At 43.1% G+C, this 16,263-nt stretch carries 17 protein-coding genes; 8 read left to right on the top strand and 9 right to left on the bottom strand.

Going from position 1 to position 16,263, the window contains the following annotated elements:
• Positions 1-2 precede the first annotated feature (2 nt).
• Both ORQ98_RS02405 and ORQ98_RS02400 read left to right on the top strand, forming a co-directional pair.
• On the top strand, positions 3-812 hold the full coding sequence (locus tag ORQ98_RS02405) for an NADH-quinone oxidoreductase subunit B family protein (RefSeq protein WP_274687182.1): 810 nt from the start codon (positions 3-5) through the stop codon (positions 810-812).
• Complete coding sequence (locus tag ORQ98_RS02400) at positions 812-2,110, top strand: Ni/Fe hydrogenase subunit alpha (protein WP_274687181.1); 1,299 nt, start codon at positions 812-814, stop codon at positions 2,108-2,110. The genes ORQ98_RS02405 and ORQ98_RS02400 overlap by 1 nt, the downstream gene beginning before the upstream one ends.
• Before the next feature lie 19 nt (positions 2,111-2,129).
• Here the strand turns inward: ORQ98_RS02400 and ORQ98_RS02395 are convergent, their stop codons facing one another.
• Together ORQ98_RS02395 and ORQ98_RS02390 are read right to left on the bottom strand one after the other, a co-directional pair.
• Positions 2,130-4,757 carry an ATP-binding protein gene (locus ORQ98_RS02395; protein ID WP_274687180.1) on the bottom strand — a complete coding sequence of 876 codons (2,628 nt, stop codon included), beginning with the start codon at positions 4,755-4,757 and terminating at the stop codon, positions 2,130-2,132.
• A gap of 114 nt (positions 4,758-4,871) precedes the next feature.
• The gene (locus ORQ98_RS02390) at positions 4,872-5,477 is read right to left on the bottom strand and encodes a biliverdin-producing heme oxygenase (protein ID WP_274687179.1); all 606 of its coding nucleotides are present in this window, start codon (positions 5,475-5,477) and stop codon (positions 4,872-4,874) included.
• A gap of 234 nt (positions 5,478-5,711) precedes the next feature.
• Here ORQ98_RS02390 and ORQ98_RS02385 point away from each other — a divergent pair, with 234 nt between their 5' ends.
• On the top strand, positions 5,712-6,680 hold the full coding sequence (locus ORQ98_RS02385) for a calcium/sodium antiporter (RefSeq protein ID WP_274687178.1): 969 nt from the start codon (positions 5,712-5,714) through the stop codon (positions 6,678-6,680).
• On the opposite strand, the gene ORQ98_RS02380 is transcribed toward ORQ98_RS02385, so the two are convergent.
• The 5 genes from ORQ98_RS02380 to ORQ98_RS02360 form a co-directional block, all read right to left on the bottom strand.
• Positions 6,627-7,127: a phosphate-starvation-inducible PsiE family protein gene (locus ORQ98_RS02380; RefSeq protein ID WP_274687177.1), complete on the bottom strand. Its 501-nt coding sequence runs from the start codon at positions 7,125-7,127 to the stop codon at positions 6,627-6,629. The two genes, ORQ98_RS02385 and ORQ98_RS02380, sit on opposite strands and share 54 nt — an antisense overlap.
• A 40-nt stretch (positions 7,128-7,167) precedes the next feature.
• Complete coding sequence (locus tag ORQ98_RS02375; protein ID WP_274687176.1) at positions 7,168-8,121, bottom strand: universal stress protein; 954 nt, start codon at positions 8,119-8,121, stop codon at positions 7,168-7,170.
• A gap of 400 nt (positions 8,122-8,521) precedes the next feature.
• Positions 8,522-8,878, bottom strand: a complete 357-nt coding sequence (locus ORQ98_RS02370; RefSeq protein WP_274687175.1) for a DUF7352 domain-containing protein — start codon at positions 8,876-8,878, stop codon at positions 8,522-8,524.
• A gap of 78 nt (positions 8,879-8,956) precedes the next feature.
• The gene (gene nhaR / locus ORQ98_RS02365; protein WP_274687174.1) at positions 8,957-9,859 is read right to left on the bottom strand and encodes a transcriptional activator NhaR; all 903 of its coding nucleotides are present in this window, start codon (positions 9,857-9,859) and stop codon (positions 8,957-8,959) included.
• Positions 9,860-10,065: 206 nt separating this feature from the next.
• The gene (locus ORQ98_RS02360) at positions 10,066-11,001 is read right to left on the bottom strand and encodes a LysR family transcriptional regulator (RefSeq protein WP_274687173.1); all 936 of its coding nucleotides are present in this window, start codon (positions 10,999-11,001) and stop codon (positions 10,066-10,068) included.
• 190 nt (positions 11,002-11,191) lie between these two features.
• Between ORQ98_RS02360 and ORQ98_RS02355 the strand changes: the two genes are divergently transcribed.
• From ORQ98_RS02355 to ORQ98_RS02340, 4 genes are read left to right on the top strand one after another with little or no spacing between them, the layout of a single operon-like run.
• Positions 11,192-11,434: a hypothetical protein gene (locus ORQ98_RS02355; protein WP_274687172.1), complete on the top strand. Its 243-nt coding sequence runs from the start codon at positions 11,192-11,194 to the stop codon at positions 11,432-11,434.
• Between the two features lie 3 nt (positions 11,435-11,437).
• A complete protein-coding gene (locus ORQ98_RS02350; RefSeq protein ID WP_274687171.1) occupies positions 11,438-12,397 on the top strand; it encodes a sodium-dependent bicarbonate transport family permease in 960 nt (319 codons plus the stop codon).
• A gap of 5 nt (positions 12,398-12,402) precedes the next feature.
• Complete coding sequence (purE, locus tag ORQ98_RS02345) at positions 12,403-12,882, top strand: 5-(carboxyamino)imidazole ribonucleotide mutase (protein ID WP_274687170.1); 480 nt, start codon at positions 12,403-12,405, stop codon at positions 12,880-12,882.
• The gene (locus ORQ98_RS02340; protein WP_274687169.1) at positions 12,882-13,958 is read left to right on the top strand and encodes a 5-(carboxyamino)imidazole ribonucleotide synthase; all 1,077 of its coding nucleotides are present in this window, start codon (positions 12,882-12,884) and stop codon (positions 13,956-13,958) included. The genes purE and ORQ98_RS02340 overlap by 1 nt, the downstream gene beginning before the upstream one ends.
• Before the next feature lie 72 nt (positions 13,959-14,030).
• Here ORQ98_RS02340 and ORQ98_RS02335 read toward each other — a convergent pair whose 3' ends face one another.
• Entirely contained in the window at positions 14,031-14,693 is a 663-nt protein-coding gene (locus ORQ98_RS02335; protein WP_274687168.1) for a Bax inhibitor-1/YccA family protein, read from the bottom strand.
• Between the two features lie 53 nt (positions 14,694-14,746).
• Entirely contained in the window at positions 14,747-15,106 is a 360-nt protein-coding gene (locus ORQ98_RS02330) for an HPF/RaiA family ribosome-associated protein (RefSeq protein WP_274687167.1), read from the bottom strand.
• A 232-nt stretch (positions 15,107-15,338) separates the two neighbouring features.
• On the opposite strand from ORQ98_RS02330, the gene nhaR (ORQ98_RS02325) reads away from it, so the two are divergent.
• Positions 15,339-16,250, top strand: coding sequence for a transcriptional activator NhaR (nhaR, locus tag ORQ98_RS02325; RefSeq protein ID WP_274687166.1), 912 nt, complete (start codon positions 15,339-15,341; stop codon positions 16,248-16,250).
• The last annotated feature ends 13 nt before the right edge of the window (positions 16,251-16,263 follow it).

Raw genomic sequence — 16,263 nt, 5'->3', positions numbered from 1 at the left:
GAGTGAGCCAGCAAGTGAACCCAACCAAACTGACCGTGGCCCTTCATAAACTGACATCTTGTTCAGGCTGTCAGCTGGCTTTTCTGAACCAAGGGGCCACTTTGCTGGAACTAGTGGAGCTGGTTGATTTTAAGCACTTTATTGAAGCAGGCCTGAACCACCCTGATGAAAAAGTAGACCTGGCATTTGTGGAAGGCAGTGTCTCTACTCCCGAAGATTTAAAGCGTGCCCAACAGATTCGCCAAAACAGCAAACTAGTGGTCAGTATTGGTGCCTGTGCTACCAGTGGCGGGGTGCAGGCATTACGGAATATGGCTGATGGCAATGCCTGGATGCAAGCGGTGTATACTCGCCCTGATTTTATCGCCACCTTAGCGACCTCAACTGGGGTGGCTGAGCATATTAAAGTGGATTTTGAACTGTGGGGTTGCCCCATTACTGTCAGGCAGGTCAATCACTTTATTCGTCAGCTGTTATTTGGCGCAAGACCCCGGCCGGAGGCTGAAAAGCTCTGTATGGAATGTAAGCGTCGCCAGCTGGTTTGTGTCATGGTCACCCAGCAGGCGCCTTGTTTAGGGCCGGTGGTGCGCACAGGGTGTGGGGCGTTATGTCCGGCTTTTGGGCGAGCCTGTTATGGTTGTTTTGGTCCTTCAGAGCAGCCCAATTGCCATAGCCTGGCCAATCGATTTGCTGGGCTAGGCCTAGTCCCACGGGAAATTGCCCAGCGCTTTGCCTCAATCCACAGCCATAGCAAACCCTTTCGGAAAGAAAGCCACCATTGGCAGGCGATTGAGGTTAAGGAAATCGAATAATGGCTAAGCAGCGTAAGATTGCTTTAAAAGTCCCTTTTGTCACCCGCCTGGAGGGGGAGGGGGCATTAGAGTTATCCGCCAAGGGTGACACAATTGATAAGCTATACTTGAAAATTTTTGAGCCCCCCCGGTTATTTGAAAAGTTTCTGGAAGGTAAGTCCTATCAGGATGTGCCTGACCTGAATGCTCGCATCTGTGGGATTTGCCCTATGGCTTATCAGCTCACTTCAGTTCAAGCCATTGAAGACTTATTTAGTATTCAATTGCCTGATCATTTAATCCAGCTCAGACGACTAATGAATCTGGGAGAATGGATTCAAAGCCACTCTTTGCATATTCACTTTTTAGCTATTCCTGATTTTTTAGGGTTTGAGAGCGCCTTAAGCATGGCTAAGCAGCATCCGCAGGTCTTGCAACGGGGTATGCAAATCCAGGAAACCGGTAATGCCTTGATGACTTTGTTAGGGGGCCGTTCAGTACACCCAGTAGGTTTACAAGTGGGGGGCTTTGGTCGGTTGCCTGAGCTGGCAAACTGGGATGCAGCCAGACAACAAGTGGATCAAGCCTTACCAGCTGCAGTAGAGCTATTACGTTGGACAGCCAGTTTGCAATTACCGGACTACAGCCATGATTTTATTTGGGTCAGCCTGAAACACTCAGAGATTTATCCCATTAATGGTGGAGATATTACTACCAGTAATGGTTTAACGTTACATTACTGGCAATATCCTGATCATTTTAAAGAACATCAGGTGCGGCATTCGACCGCTTTTTATTCATTGCTGGACGGTAAGGATTATTTAGTTGGCCCATTAGCCCGATTAAATAATAATGTTGCTATTTTGCCTGATTCCATCAAACAGCTAGTTAATGATAATGGTCTGGTGTTTCCCAACCAAAATATGTTTACCAGCATTCAGGCCCGGGCAGTAGAGATTATTTTAGCGTTAACTGAAGCACAACAACTGCTGGCTGAGCCTTGCCCAACAGGAGATGCCCATCTGCCAGTGACACCACAAGCAGGGGAGTGCTGCTACTGTACAGAAGCCCCAAGAGGGATGATCTACCATCACTACCAGCTAGACGACGAGGGGCGAGTAATTAATTGTACAATTATCCCGCCCACCAGTCAGAACCAAGCCCGGATAGAGCAGGATTTAAAATATTCTGTCAAAAAATTTGGTTTAAATAACAGTGATGACGCGCTGAAGTTTTTCTGTGAAAGAGTCATCCGCAATTATGATCCCTGTATTTCCTGCTCGACCCATTTTTTGGAATTTAAAATAGTTAGAAAATAATCGATGCAGGCTATAAATTTCACATTTCTTTTTTAGGGATCGTAAAGTAAAAACAACTTCCTTTTCCGTACTCTGACTCGACCCATATTTTCCCATTATAACGCTCAAGAATACGAGAAACTAATGCTAACCCTATACCGGTACCATCATATTCACTCTTATTATAGAGGCGCTGAAAGAGCAAAAATATTTTATCAAAATACTCCTTTTCGATACCAATTCCATTATCTGAAACAGCAAACAGCCAATCAGTTTTGCTCTCTTGACAGCTGATGTTAATTACAGGTCGATTCTGTTTATCCTTGAACTTTAAAGCATTGCTGATTAAATTTTGCATTACACAAGAGAAATGTTCTAACTTCATGTATATATCAGGGATATTACCTTCAATAGTAATGGACGCATCCTGATTTGTATCGAGAATCTTAAACTGTTCTATCAGTCTAACAATCTCTCCTCGAGCATCAATAATTTCTGGTTCATATTCTTCATGCCCCATTCGAGAAAATTCTAATAAATCATTAATTAAAAAGCGCATTCGCTCAGCAGCATTTAAAGTAAAGTCTATATAGACTTTAGCATTATCATCCAGAATATCTTTGTATTCCTGCCCCAGTAGCCCGGTAAAATTAGATATAATACGGATAGGCTCTTGTAAATCATGCGACGCTATAAAGGCTAGCCTTTCAAGCTCTTTATTTGAACGACGTAACTCTTCTTGAGTATTGTGTAACATAGATACATCAGTTGAAATACTACATAGTGCATAAATATCATCATTAGTGTCGTATAAAGGAAACTTAACGGTAATTAAATGAAACTCCTTTTCATTTAAGAAGAAGTCAGCGTTAAATGTTGCTGATTTTTGTGAGGAAATTAGTGTTTCCTGTTGTTTATCCTCAAGCTCGACAAATTCGCCAGAAAACACTTCCCGATAATGGTAGCCGACAATATTTTCGCTATTTAGGCCAAAAGCTTCGATTGCACTTTCATTAATTCTAATAATGTTACCTGAAGTATCAGTGATATAAATAAAAGCGCTGGAATTATCAAGGATGGATTGCAGGTCATAGTTGGCCTGTCTCAATTTATCTTCATATTTTTTATTCAGCAATAGTTTAGTAATATGCTCAGCTGCCTCGATATTATCAGCTTCCCAGGCTTTGGCATAACCACGAAGGCCTTCTTTCCAGCGTGCGAATGATGCCCTCGGTGTTAGATGATAACCAACTTTATCTTTAGTTACTCTCTTTTCAGGCCGTCCAGCCCAGTCTATTTCTTCTACTAACTCTTGCCGAAACCACATGACATAGTCTGTCATCGATGAACTCACTGGAATGGCTAAAACCCCACTTGCCATTGATTGACCTCGAACCAACAGATTTGTATCCCTCGCAATTGAGTTGCTCGCAAATACTTTACCATCGCCGTTCATCTCTAACCAATCTATAAGATCGTTGGCAAACGACATTTCAGGTATTAGACCAAAAGCAAAGTTTTTATCATTCACATGCACTATCACACCATCGGCATCGACGGCTTGTAATAATAAAGCATGTTTTCTTTTCAACGTTTCCAGCATGCTTTTATCTGGCCTAAGTGAAATATTGAGTTCGCGAATATAACTTTGCTTTTTTTGTATTTCACTTTCCTGGTCTGCTTGCATAAAGTTTGATAAGAAAGCAGAAAAGGTATGAGTCATTAACTCTGCTGCCATTCGTACCGAAATGGGGGGATGTAAAGGACTATTATGATGACAGGCAATAAGCCCCCATAGCCGTTCATTCTGCATCACTGAAATCGACATGGATGCGCCAACCCCCATATTATTTAAGTACTCCATATGGACAGGTGAAACACTTCTTAGGCATGCATAACTTAAATCGATGGGCAGACCCTTCTCACAAAGGTCGTCGGGTACAATCTGAACTGACTCATAAGAGGTATCAGCAATGAGTCGTATGAAGTTCTGAGAATATAGCTTTCTAGCCTGCTTTGGGATATCTGACGCAGGAAAATGCAGCCCAAGATAAGAGGGCATAGGTATCTGCATATCTCGACTTTCGGCTACTACCTCACCATTCCAGTTCTGATCAAAGCGATACAACTTAACTCGCCCAAAGCCCGTTAACTGACGCATCTCATACACAACATAGTCATAGAGTGCTGTTTGTGTTGGTACTTGCTGTAACTGAATGGAAAATTGCATAACTTTTTGATAAAAATCATGCTCTTGAAATTCTATTTTTCCTGACTTATGGATTTCCAACTCTAATATTAGATAGTCTTTAGACTGGTGAAGCACCGCATCAAATTGCGGTAAGTCTTCTTTCTCTATGAATGAAAGTGTCGTATAACGAGTATGACAAAGCGCACCAACAGATAGCATGTCTTTCAGCGCTTTAATGATGTCTTCACCAAAATAGACTTTTAAATCTTGGCCAATAATAGCTTGTAACGGCTGATCAATTAAACTGCAAAAATTACGACTTACTTTAACTATTTCAAACTCTTGACTAAGCACTAACATATAGCCGTGAGGTTGAATTGAGCCGGGTATATGAATCTGCTCACTATCACAACCATCAATAGCCTTTTTTAATTCATCATCATTTAATGATTTTCTGGAAACTCCTCGTCTATTCATATAAAAGTGTTACTCCATCACACTTAATCAGTTTATAACCTATAAATAATAGCTCACGAGGGACAATTTTAAATAGAAACTAATATCAATATACTCTTTGTTAACAGTATTAAATTAAATGTATCGTTTGTAAACAAGCCATAACCACTGTTCAAGTATTTCAAATATTTGACAGGCACTGTTTATACAGTCGCTGTGATGTGTACAACGTGAATCCAACAACAGGAGAAACCGATGCCATTGCTCACCTGTTTGTTTACCATTTCCATAAAAAAAAGCAGTACCATTTTTTTCTGTATAGCCTAAGGTGTTTTTAATATTCTGAGCGATGAGTTGCCCCCCCAGTTTCGAACCTTCTAACACATAAAGCATACCTAATATTGCACTTTCTGACTTTTCAATAACAATGACTGGTTGTTCGTTAATGGGGTTAATTTGCGCACCTAAAGTAATAAGGTCATGGGTTATAGTATTACTATTAGGTTGAAAGTCGTCATATAAAGTGTTACTTGATGTACGCTTTTCGACTGACTGATAGAACCTTTCAAATGCTTGTAGTAATAAGATATAGTGCTGCTTTGTTAATGATTGCTGTACTAATGGTTGAAGTAAAGGGTGTTTATGTAATCGTTGATGTATATCATGAGTGGCTTGCCGGAGCAGTATCAGTATGGTTGGTTCTACATACGCGTTTTTAATCAATTCAGACTTAGCACTCATTTAACTTAATCTCCCTTATCCTTCTACTTCATATAGAAGCTATCCTGTTTGCAGTGCCGTTTAGTGTCCGTTTTATTAATTATTTATAACGTTTCATGTTGTTTAGTGGACTATGTTCAAAGCTGGCTTTGTTTAGCACAATGATTTTCTGGAGCGTACCACACACAAGAATGGTAATTACAAATAACTAATAGTAAACAACCTATGTCGTTTCATTGATAAGAAAATAACCTTATGACTGGTAATCTCCTTAGTAATACTCCTATCTGGCTCAATGCGTTAATTGTGTTGGTAACCATGTTGTTGATTGCCAAAGGTGCACAATGGGTGGTGGTTTCTGCCTCACAATTAGCAAAGTTACTGGGTCTATCAGAGCTGGTGATTGGTTTAACTGTAGTGGCTATGGGCACTTCTGCACCAGAATTTGCTGTGACCCTGATTGCTGGTCTGAAAGGCCATGGCAATATTTCCGTGGGCAATATTGTTGGCTCCAATATTTTTAATTTGGGTTTTATTTTGGGCGGTTGTGCACTGGTTAAAGCCATTCCTACCAGTAGCAAACTGGTGTGGCGGGATGGCATGGTGTTATTCGCCGCAACGGTATTTCTGACCATTGTCGTGGGGCTTGATCTACACTTGGGGCGCCTTGAAGGGGCTATAATGTTTACCGGGTTGGTTCTCTATATCATTTATTTGTTGTATCAGCGTGATGACTCCTTATCATCAGAGGCGGTGTTGTCAGTTGCTAATCATCCTCTTTTTAAACAATGCTTGATGCTGGGAGGAGGGTTGATATTGATTCTGGCTAGCTCTCATTTAATGGTGGATGCAGCTGCTTCCATTGCGGCTGATTTTGGTGTTAGCGAATGGGTCATTGCTGTCACCATTGTAGCAGCCGGCACCTCTGCACCGGAAATTGCTACTAGCCTGACTGGGGTTATCAAAGGGCATTATTCACTCAGTGCAGGCAACATTATTGGCAGTGACCTGTTCAATCTGCTTGGCGTGCTGGGTTTAGCGGGGATGTTACAACCCGTCACAACCGATCCAATGGCACGTATTTCACTATTAGCCGTTACAGCCATGGTGCTTGTGACTGTATTCTTTATGCGCACTGGCTGGCGCATATCCCGTTTAGAAGGTGCTTTACTAGTGTTTTTCGGTTTGATGCGCTGGGGATTCGACTTCACCGCCCGAGTGTAAAGCATTTTCCTCCAGGTGATTTTTTCTCGGTAGTGTATGGATTAACCAGTACCCTATGCTCATTGCCAAAACAACCACGCCCACTGCCAAAATATAATAGGGGTCGGATGATTCATGATCCATAATAATCACTTTTCGAGCAATCGCCATTAGTGCAGTTGCCATGACGATTTTAACATGAATAACATCTTCCCTTAGGTAAATAGTAATATTAATAAATATTTCGATCGCAATCAGAACGGCGAGAAATGCGCCAAATGTCGCCAGCATATCTGATATCGTCAGTATATAAAGCGGTGGTGTTACTAACTTCTGATATAGCGTCCAGCCTACATCAATAACACCCATCACAATGACGAACACCATTAATATGGCTAGTAACCTAACAGACCAATGAATAACAAAGTACAGTTTCTCAATCAGCTTTTCGTTAGCCTCATTCTTCACTACCTGCCTCCAAATAATACAATACTCTACAATGGTCTCTTTACTTTGTCTGCATAACAGGAGAGTTGAATGTTTTTGGTTTCAAAGTAATGACGGGACAGGTGAGTGAATCCAGAATACTTTCAGCTCTATTGCCGATTATAAAGCCGGCTATACCCGTACGGCATAGCGTACCCATGACTAATAAATCAATTGCATTATTTGTTATATAAGCAGGCAGTTGGGTTTCAGGTTCACCTTCAACTAATGCTATTTCTGGTGATAAATCTTGAACGGCCAGTCGATTGATCAGTGTTTGCATTGCTGCTTCTCTGTCTTTTAACTCAATATCCGCATATTTGTGGATGTCATTTTCTTGAAACCGCCCCCAACTGCGAAAATAAGATTCACCGGGCAGTTGCCAAGCATGAAAAATATGCAGCTTTGCATCGAGTGAACGCGCAAGAAAGGCAGCAAAACTTAGCACTAGGCTATTCAATTCAGTGCCTTCAGGGGTTGGGGCAGCTAAATCAACCGCAGCTACTATATGCCTTGCTTGTGGCTCAGCATTTCGTGCAGTTGTCCAAACCGGTACTGGTGATTTACGCATTAAATGTCTGGTTGTGCTGCCAGACTGGGCAGCATATTGTTTATGTCCACGATTAGCATCAATGGCAATTAAGTCATACTGATACTTAACCGAGAAGAGGATAATTTCTAGAAAGGCAGTACCTGATTTTACTTTAGCATCGAAGTTAATTTTGGGATAACGCGTTTCTAAGTTAGCCACATAGGATAATAGTTGTTGCTCTTGTTTTTCTAAAATACCATCCATTAATTCTTTGGCTAGCTCTAACGGTACATATTTAGCCATTCGGGTAGCGGTTATATCTTCCACAACTGAAAATAAAGTCACAGAAGCACTATTTTGGTTCGCTACTAGTAATATTTGGTGAAACTGCTCATTTAGCACTTGACTAGGCGCTAACGGTATTAATATTTTACTGATCTTCATAGCTAAGACCTCTTAATTTGCTTTTTCATACTGATTGATGTGCTTGGTATAACCATAGTAAACAGCTACCGTAACCCACCACTAAAAAGCATCCTGCAAAACGACCTAAACTATTTTTTGTTTAAAAAAACCTTGAATGACAAACAAAAATAATGGTGCTGAGTAATAAGACCAAGACAACCGTTGTATACTCTTTGCGAATGATTTTTATGCCCCGGCCTTGTTACCACCGTTGAATACCATCGATGGTGTGAATGCAGCTTATGAGGGAACATTCAACTGCTTTCACCCCAGTCATTTAGTTGACCTAAACGCCTGGGGCTTCATCGCTTGGTGACCTCGTCTAAAAAGTACACTATTCGTTAACTGCCTGATGACCTATTTATTAAGTAAAAAGCAATTAATACTGCCGTAACAAGGCTAATGCAGCCTGATTGATTTTTCGAGGTGGTTGAAACACTTCACTTAGTTGATATTGTTTTTCTTGAGCCGGGAGTTTGTAAACATGATACGCTTCTGGCCCTAAGGTATCTAATGCCGTATCAAGGTATTCATAAAGTTCAGGGATAGGCTCCCCAGTTTTGACGACTTTAAACTGGCAGCTACATTCAGGCGTCGCAACAGCTAACGGCTCTTCAATCCATAAATAAACGGCTTTTTCAATTAACAGGTATTCTGATCGGACAATGCGAAAACCTTGCTTCAGGCTTAGGGTGTTAATACCTTCTTGCAATGGATATTTATGTATCGTTTTCATTACTCGATCCTCCTATTGATGATGCTTAAGTTGAGTTTGGTTCAGTATTAGGATCGAGAAAAGCAGATTAAGTCGTCTTTATTGTTCGGTTTTTTCGATGTATTGCTTGCAAATGGCTTCTACTGCTGGGTGGCTGGAAAATCGGTTGCGGGTAATGGCGAATAATTTTTCTTGGATTGCGTCGATATTAGCCACCAGTTCAACTTGGTATTGCCGACAAACTTCATCAGTAATCACCGTTGGGGCAGCAAAAGCGCCCAAGCCGTGGGCACCAAATACTTTAATTAACGCACTATCATCCACCTCGGCTCGAATGATGGGGGTAACCCCTTGCTGTCCGAGCCATTGCATCAACTGTTGAAAATAAGGGGAGTTAAAGGTTGCCGCTAAAATGGGTTGTTTATCCAGGCTAAAAGGGAAGTTATCGCGTAACGTTTCAGCCAGTACTGACGCAGCAAAGATACTGATGGTTGACTGACCTAGCTCATACCAGTGCATTAACCTGTCTGATTTAGCTGGCGGTAATTGATCTCCTAGCACAACATCAAGATGATGACTTTCAAGTTGTTGCATCAAATAGTCCAGCGAGCCACTCTTACACGTCAGGGCTACTTCTTGGTCAAGCGATAGGGCAGGCTTCAGTAGTTGATAAGCCACCAGCTTATGAATAGAGGTGCATATCCCTACCGAAAGCTGAATTGAGCGCCGACTGGTAACCATTGCAGCGACTTGTTTAAGCTCTTCTGCTACCTGAAACATTTGGTCGGCATAACGTAAGACTGCTTTACCCAAATAGGTCAGCGTTAGTTGCCGGCCTTGTCGATTAAACAGTAACCCTCCTAGTGACTCTTCCAAGGTTGCCAATTGACCACTCAAGGTTTGGGGAGCGAGATTAAGCGTCTTGCTAGCGCTAGCCAGGGAACCCTCACGAGCAATCACCCAAAAATAATACAAATGTTTATAGTTAAGCGTGTTTGGCATTGACGGGGCACAACGTGTTTGTGATTCAAACTGACGACAAAACCGCCAATTCCCAGATAAAAAATGACTAAGGTCTTACTAACGTTAATGGCTGCAATAAATATTTTTCAATTTCACTAACGCTAAAAAATAGCAAGGTACTACTACTAATAATATGCTGCTAACTAATTAATGTTAGCCCATTGGAGGAAAAGATTGACTATTAGTTAGTTTCTAGAAAGTTCAGTGTGTAATATATTCCTACCTTCTTTTTCTACATACTGAAGAAACTTTTGGGCAATCAGCGTTTGACGTTTCGATTTAGACCAAACAAAAAACCAGTGAGAGTCAATGGGTAATTCATGCACTGGTAGCTTTATTAAACCTGATTGCCCACCGTAGGTTAGTGTATGAGCAGAAAGTATCGAAATACCTAGTTTCGACATAACCAAGTGTTTTATTGCTTCATTACTTTCAATCGTCATTTTAATGTTCAGCTGCATATTATGCTTTCGTAAAAATGCTTCGACGGCATGACGAGTCCCCGACCCCTGTTCGCGAATTAAAAATGCCTCGTCGCGGAAATCTTTTAGGGTTAAATGCTTCTTGTTCGCTAAAGGGTGGCCCTCATAAGCAATCGCAACCAACGGATTATCTAAAAACTCGATGCTTTCAGTATCAGTATCCTGAGGTGGGTGACTAAACACGTAGAAATCGTCAACCCCCCGCTTGAGACGCTCCATCGTTTGCTCTCGATTACCCACTTTGAGTTGTATTTCTACCCCTGGGTAATGCTCGCAAAAAGGACCTAGTAAGTGGGGAATAAAATACTGGGAAGTATTAACAACTGATAGGCGCAACGTGCCAGATTTAAGCTCGCGCATATTGCTCAACGACATATCTAACCGTGCAAAACTATCCAGTACTTCAACAGCCGTCTTAACCAGGGCGAGTCCTTCATCAGTGAACACCACTTTCCGATGCGAAATATTATAGAGCGGCACTCCAATGGCCTCCGACAGCTTTTTCATCTGCATCGAAACCGTCGGCTGAGTCAGATAAAGTGCCTTAGCTGCATCACTAATGCCGCCATGATCGTGCACAGCCAACAGAATTTCTAATTGTCGTAAAGTGCCCACGTGGACGTGAAGGCGCGATTTCATAGCACTTCCCCAATAGCGTTGTGCGCATAATGATGGCAGCAGAATGGTATGTTAGGCTGAATTATATAGATAAAAATCTATATTTAAATTAGATAATATCTATTTTTACCTATAAATCAACTGCGTCATAATTAGCCCAATCATCAACACAACTGAGTGAATTTAATCAACTATCTGTGGGGGTATAGTGATGACAAGTAAGCAATACCGTTTTAGTTTGGTTGTAGGCATCGCACTGTTAGTACTTGGTGTGGCTATTACAGGCCAAGCGGCTACTGGTATCAGCCTGATCGGACTGGGCCTGACGATTGTCACGCTGAGTTTTCTGACTAAGCATCGCAGACATAGGAGTCATCAGTCTGTACTGCTACCCATTGCTGCTACAAGCGCACGACAATCAAGTATTCCAACCGCAGCTCAACAGGTGAGATAAACCATGCAACTTGATGTCGGCATCGCATTTTTTATCCTCGGTGTATTTGCCACACTGGTTCGGTCAAATATCCAGTTCCCTAAAGGGCTATATCAATCACTGATTCTGTTTCTGATGATTGCAATTGGCCTGAAAGGCGGTGTTGCCTTGGCAGAGCATGCATCATGGCAATTGGTCAGTCAGTCGATTAGTGTGATTCTCTTTGGCTTATTACTACCCCTGATTGCCTTCCCGATACTCTATTACATTGGTGAACTCAAGCGTTATGACGCCGCCTCGATTGCTGCCCACTATGGTTCAGTCAGTGTTGGTACTTACGCCGTGGCTGTCGCCTTTTTGGAAGCACAGAACGTTGCTTATGAACCCTACTTACCCTTGTTTGTAGTGCTGCTGGAAATGCCCGCGATCGCGGTGGGGATTGTCCTCGCAAGACACAAAAAATCAGCAGCTGGCGGTGCCAATGACAGCGAATCACCAAGCACTCGGGTGCTGTTGCACGAGATGCTGTTTAACCAAGGCATGCTACTAATGGTGGGTGGTTTACTGATTGGCTTTATGGCCGGAGAGCGAGTTGAGCGAGTAACCCCTTTCTTCTTTGAGCTGTTTAACGGTGTGCTAGCCCTGTTTCTATTGCAAATGGGGATGACCGCTGCTAGCCGACTCGGCGAAATTAAGCGCCTTGGCAATTTTATGTTGGCCTTCGGTGTGGCAATGCCACTGGTTGGCGGGGTGCTTGGCTGTCTACTGGGGTTAGCTATTGGCTTGTCGACCGGTGGTACGGTTTTGTTAGCGGTGTTAGGTGCTAGTGCCTCATACATTGCCGTACCTGCTGCGATGCACGTGGCGCTGCCACAGGCAAACCAGAGTTTATCGATCAGTGCGTCGCTTGGGATTACCTTTCCATTCAATGTGCTAATCGGCATTCCCACTTTTATGGTCATTACCCAATGGATCACAGGATAAGCTGAATGAAACAGAAAAAAGTCGCCATTATCATGGGCTCGCAATCGGACTGGCCCGTAATGCAACATGCAACAACTCTGTTGAATGCATTTGATATTAACTACGACACCGCTGTGGTGTCAGCTCACCGAACCCCCAGTCGCCTCTATGCGTTTGCCAGTCAGGCAACCGAACACTATAGCGTGATCATTGCTGGCGCGGGTGGTGCAGCACATTTACCCGGTATGACTGCAGCCCTGACCTGCTTGCCAGTCATCGCTGTGCCTGTTACCAGTAAGGCTTTAAATGGTATCGACAGCTTATTATCCATTGTCCAGATGCCAAAAGGTGTTGCGGTGTCAACCCAGGCTATTGGTGAACCAGGTGCCTATAACGCTGGCTTAATGGCAGTTCAGATTCTGGCAACCAGTGATGCTGAGCTGCAGTCACGCCTCGAGGCCTGGCGTCAACAACAAACAGATACTGTACCTAACGAGGTCGAATAATGCATATTGCAATAGTCGGTTGTGGTCAGTTGTCACGGATGTTGGCGTTGGCTGGCATACCGATGGGACTTAAATTCAGCTTTATTGCCGATGCCGGGGAGGATAGTCGTTGTGTCGAGGGGCTTGGGACTATTGTCCGCTGGCAGCCCAGCGAGCCTGTGAGTGCCATTTATGATGGGCTGGGACAGCCTGACAGGATTACGGTTGAGAAAGAACAAGTTGATGTTTCCCTATTGAGTGCCCTGCAAGCATATTGCCCTGTGCACCCGAACCCACAAGCCTTTGCTACCTGTCAGCATCGTTATCAGGAAAAGCAGTTGCTCGATAAGCTAGGCATTGGCTGCGCAGCCTACCTATATGGTCAGCCAACCGAAGCCTCTGCAGCCAAAATACCATTACCGGTGGTAGTTAAATCCTGTCGCGAAGGCTATGACGGAAAAAATCAATGGGTGTTAAAGCATCAACAGGAGGTTGATGCCTTCAGCCAGCAGGCCAAAGAACAAAACTACATTGTTGAGCAGTGGATTCCTTTTGATAAAGAAATTTCACAAGTCTCAGTGCGTGGAGCCAATGGAGAGATGCGCCATTATCCGCTGGCCGAAAATCGTCATGAGCAGGGTATTCTAAAACAGTCTGTGGCACCTGCTGAGGCAATTTCTGAACAACTTTGCTTAGCAGCACAAGATTACATGTGCCGGATTATGCGTGCGTTGGACTATGTGGGTGTAATGGCGATGGAGTGCTTTGTGGTAAAAGATCAGTTATTGGTCAATGAGCTAGCACCACGGGTACATAACAGTGGCCACTGGACCCAGTCCGGTAGTAAGACCTGCCAGTTTACCAATCATTTACGCGCTATTGCGGGTTTACCACTCGGTAGTACGGATCCTCACGGAGTGACAGGTATGGTGAATCTGATTGGCACGATCAAGCCGCCACTGGCATCATTACCACCGAATGCTGCATTGCATTGGTATAATAAAGCGGTGCGACCGGGTCGCAAACTAGGTCATATCAATTTTACTGGTGCTAACCGTGAGAGTTTAATTCGCCAAATGGAAATGGTACTGCGCTAGCCTAAGCGCAGTATCCAATTTAGTGAAGTCTCTTATTGTGCAGCTTGAGAGAAATGATAGCCCCTCTGTGTATTACTCCGATTGGGCAAACCCCAGTAGGTGCATCAAGCTCATAAATAAGTTGAATATGGCGACGTATAGCGATACCGTCGCCATGATATAGTTGGTCTCACCACCTCGAACAATCTGGTTAGTCTCATACAAAATCATCCCTGACATCAGCAAAACAAACATCGCTGATACCGCGAGCGACAAAGCCGGTATTTCAAAAAGCAGTGCGCCAAGACCAGCCAGAAAAGCCACCAACACACCAATGAGCAGCGACTTGCCTAAAAAACTAAAGTCGCGCTTGGTATTTAATGCCAGTGCCGACAAACTGAAAAATACCACAGCTGTACCACCTAGGGCCTGCATTACGACCATCGGTGCCATTGACCAATAGGCTGCAATGATTGGCCCCAGGGTGTATCCCATAAAACCAGTCAGTGCAAATACACAATACAGACCGTAGAGGCTATTACGAAATTTAGTGGTCAAGAACAGTAAGCCAAAGTAGCCAGCTAAGGTTAATATCAGCCCCGGATGTGGCAGTTGCAAGGTGGCACTGAACATCGCGGTAATTGCGCTAAAACACAGGGTGGCCGACAACAGCAAGTAAGTGTTTTTTAGAACGCGATTGGTTGATTTACTCCTTACAATCGACTGGGGTTGTAACGTATGTTTTGTGGTTTCCATAGCTATTATCGCCTCGCTAGAAAGGTTGACGGTTTTGATCAGCAGAATAACGGTTAGGAGACCAATGATACGCTGTGCAGAGTCGCTTTTTGCTGCTGTTTTCTAAACAGTACTTGCTTGCGCTTCACCTTTCGATTGAGGCACTGGCTGGCTCTATGTAAACATTGATCGATCGCTTGACGCAGGCTTTCCTGCTTTTCAGAAACCACAATTTTCCGCATACCAATTGGCTTAAGAATGATCTGGCATTGTTTATCGATGCCACCCTTGGGCCCGTTGATGTTAGAGAGAGTAATTGAAGCATGTGCAATCTTGTCGAAAGTGCGGGCGAAGGCAAATGAAAGCCGGTGATCAATGTAGTTGATTATCTCGCCATTGTCGCTCAAGTTTCTAAGGGAAATATTAATGTTCATCAAGCATTCTCCTGTTAGAGATGAATAATACCAATCGCTCCTATTTATCATCGCTCTGCACATCGATAAGACAGGTAAATTTGGATGATGTGCTGAGCTAGCAGTCCAGTTGTTATTTGCTTTAACACTCAATATAGGAGTAGCCTTTAATCAATAAAAGTCGTATTTATTTGATATATTGTTCGAAAAAAACGTACTATTGAGTGTATTGTTTGGATGAGGGATACGACAGATGGCCCAGCAGCTGAATTACAACCATTTACGTTATTTTTACACAGTCGCCAATAAAGGTAGCATCGCAAAAGCGTCGGAACTATTACATATCTCTCCACAAACGATCAGTGGCCAGCTCACTGTTTTTGAGAACTATCTGGGTGTTAAATTATTTGACCGTAAGGGAAAACGCCTGGTGATGAATGATATGGGTAAACTGGTATACAGTTATGCAGAGGATATTTTTGCCCTGGGTAACGAACTGCAGCAAAGTCTAAAAGCTCAGGATGCTAGTCAGCAGGTTGTCTTTAATATTGGCGTCATTGACGTTATTCCAAAAATTCTGGCGGTCAATATTCTTGAAAACAGTTTTCAACTGGAGGACCCTACCAAATTGATTTGTCGCGAAGGCGACTTTAGCGCACTGTTATCTGAACTGGCGTTGAACAAGCTAGACCTTATTTTATCGGACCGTCCACTAACACCGGGTGTGCCAATACGTGCTTATAATCATTTCTTGGGTGAGTGCGGCTTAAGCTTTTATGCCAGTAATAAAGTGGCTAAAACACTAAAGAAAACATTTCCACAGTCATTACACCAACATCCTTTTCTTATTTGTGGTGACAAATCAAACCAAAAAATCAATTTGCAGTCGTGGTTCGATCAGGAGCAAATTTATCCCACGACAGTTGCTGAATTTGATGACAGTGCTATGATGAAGTATTTCGGGCAATCGGGTTATGGAGTATTTTGTACGCCCAGCATTATTGAGGCACATGTAACCCAGCAATATGGGGTATCAGTAATAGGCCGAACAACCCAGGTTACCGAGCGCTTTTACGCAATTTCCCCAGAACGTAAAGTCAAACATCCTGGGGTTAAGTTATTAGTCGAGGCCGCTCAGGAAATATTCACAAATGTGATGGACTAGAGTCCATTAATAT

This window comes from Spartinivicinus poritis (assembly GCF_028858535.1).
GTDB classification, from domain to species: domain Bacteria; phylum Pseudomonadota; class Gammaproteobacteria; order Pseudomonadales; family Zooshikellaceae; genus Spartinivicinus; species Spartinivicinus poritis.
The sequence above is the reverse complement of the archived record's forward strand: the minus strand, read 5'-3'. Positions and strand labels throughout refer to the sequence as shown.

Bases quoted from the DNA above. Each gene is read 5' to 3' on its own strand.
- ORQ98_RS02400 (WP_274687181.1), top strand. From the start codon at position 812: ATGGCTAAGCAGCGTAAGATTGCTTTAAAAGTCCCTTTTGTCACCCGC.
- ORQ98_RS02395 (WP_274687180.1), bottom strand. From the start codon at position 4,757: ATGAATAGACGAGGAGTTTCCAGAAAATCATTAAATGATGATGAATTA.
- ORQ98_RS02390 (WP_274687179.1), bottom strand. From the start codon at position 5,477: ATGAGTGCTAAGTCTGAATTGATTAAAAACGCGTATGTAGAACCAACC.
- ORQ98_RS02385 (WP_274687178.1), top strand. From the start codon at position 5,712: ATGACTGGTAATCTCCTTAGTAATACTCCTATCTGGCTCAATGCGTTA.
- ORQ98_RS02375 (WP_274687176.1), bottom strand. From the start codon at position 8,121: ATGAAGATCAGTAAAATATTAATACCGTTAGCGCCTAGTCAAGTGCTA.
- ORQ98_RS02370 (WP_274687175.1), bottom strand. From the start codon at position 8,878: ATGAAAACGATACATAAATATCCATTGCAAGAAGGTATTAACACCCTA.
- nhaR (WP_274687174.1), bottom strand. From the start codon at position 9,859: ATGCCAAACACGCTTAACTATAAACATTTGTATTATTTTTGGGTGATT.
- ORQ98_RS02360 (WP_274687173.1), bottom strand. From the start codon at position 11,001: ATGAAATCGCGCCTTCACGTCCACGTGGGCACTTTACGACAATTAGAA.
- ORQ98_RS02355 (WP_274687172.1), top strand. From the start codon at position 11,192: ATGACAAGTAAGCAATACCGTTTTAGTTTGGTTGTAGGCATCGCACTG.
- ORQ98_RS02350 (WP_274687171.1), top strand. From the start codon at position 11,438: ATGCAACTTGATGTCGGCATCGCATTTTTTATCCTCGGTGTATTTGCC.
- purE (WP_274687170.1), top strand. From the start codon at position 12,403: ATGAAACAGAAAAAAGTCGCCATTATCATGGGCTCGCAATCGGACTGG.
- ORQ98_RS02340 (WP_274687169.1), top strand. From the start codon at position 12,882: ATGCATATTGCAATAGTCGGTTGTGGTCAGTTGTCACGGATGTTGGCG.
- ORQ98_RS02335 (WP_274687168.1), bottom strand. From the start codon at position 14,693: ATGGAAACCACAAAACATACGTTACAACCCCAGTCGATTGTAAGGAGT.
- ORQ98_RS02330 (WP_274687167.1), bottom strand. From the start codon at position 15,106: ATGAACATTAATATTTCCCTTAGAAACTTGAGCGACAATGGCGAGATA.
- nhaR (WP_274687166.1), top strand. From the start codon at position 15,339: ATGGCCCAGCAGCTGAATTACAACCATTTACGTTATTTTTACACAGTC.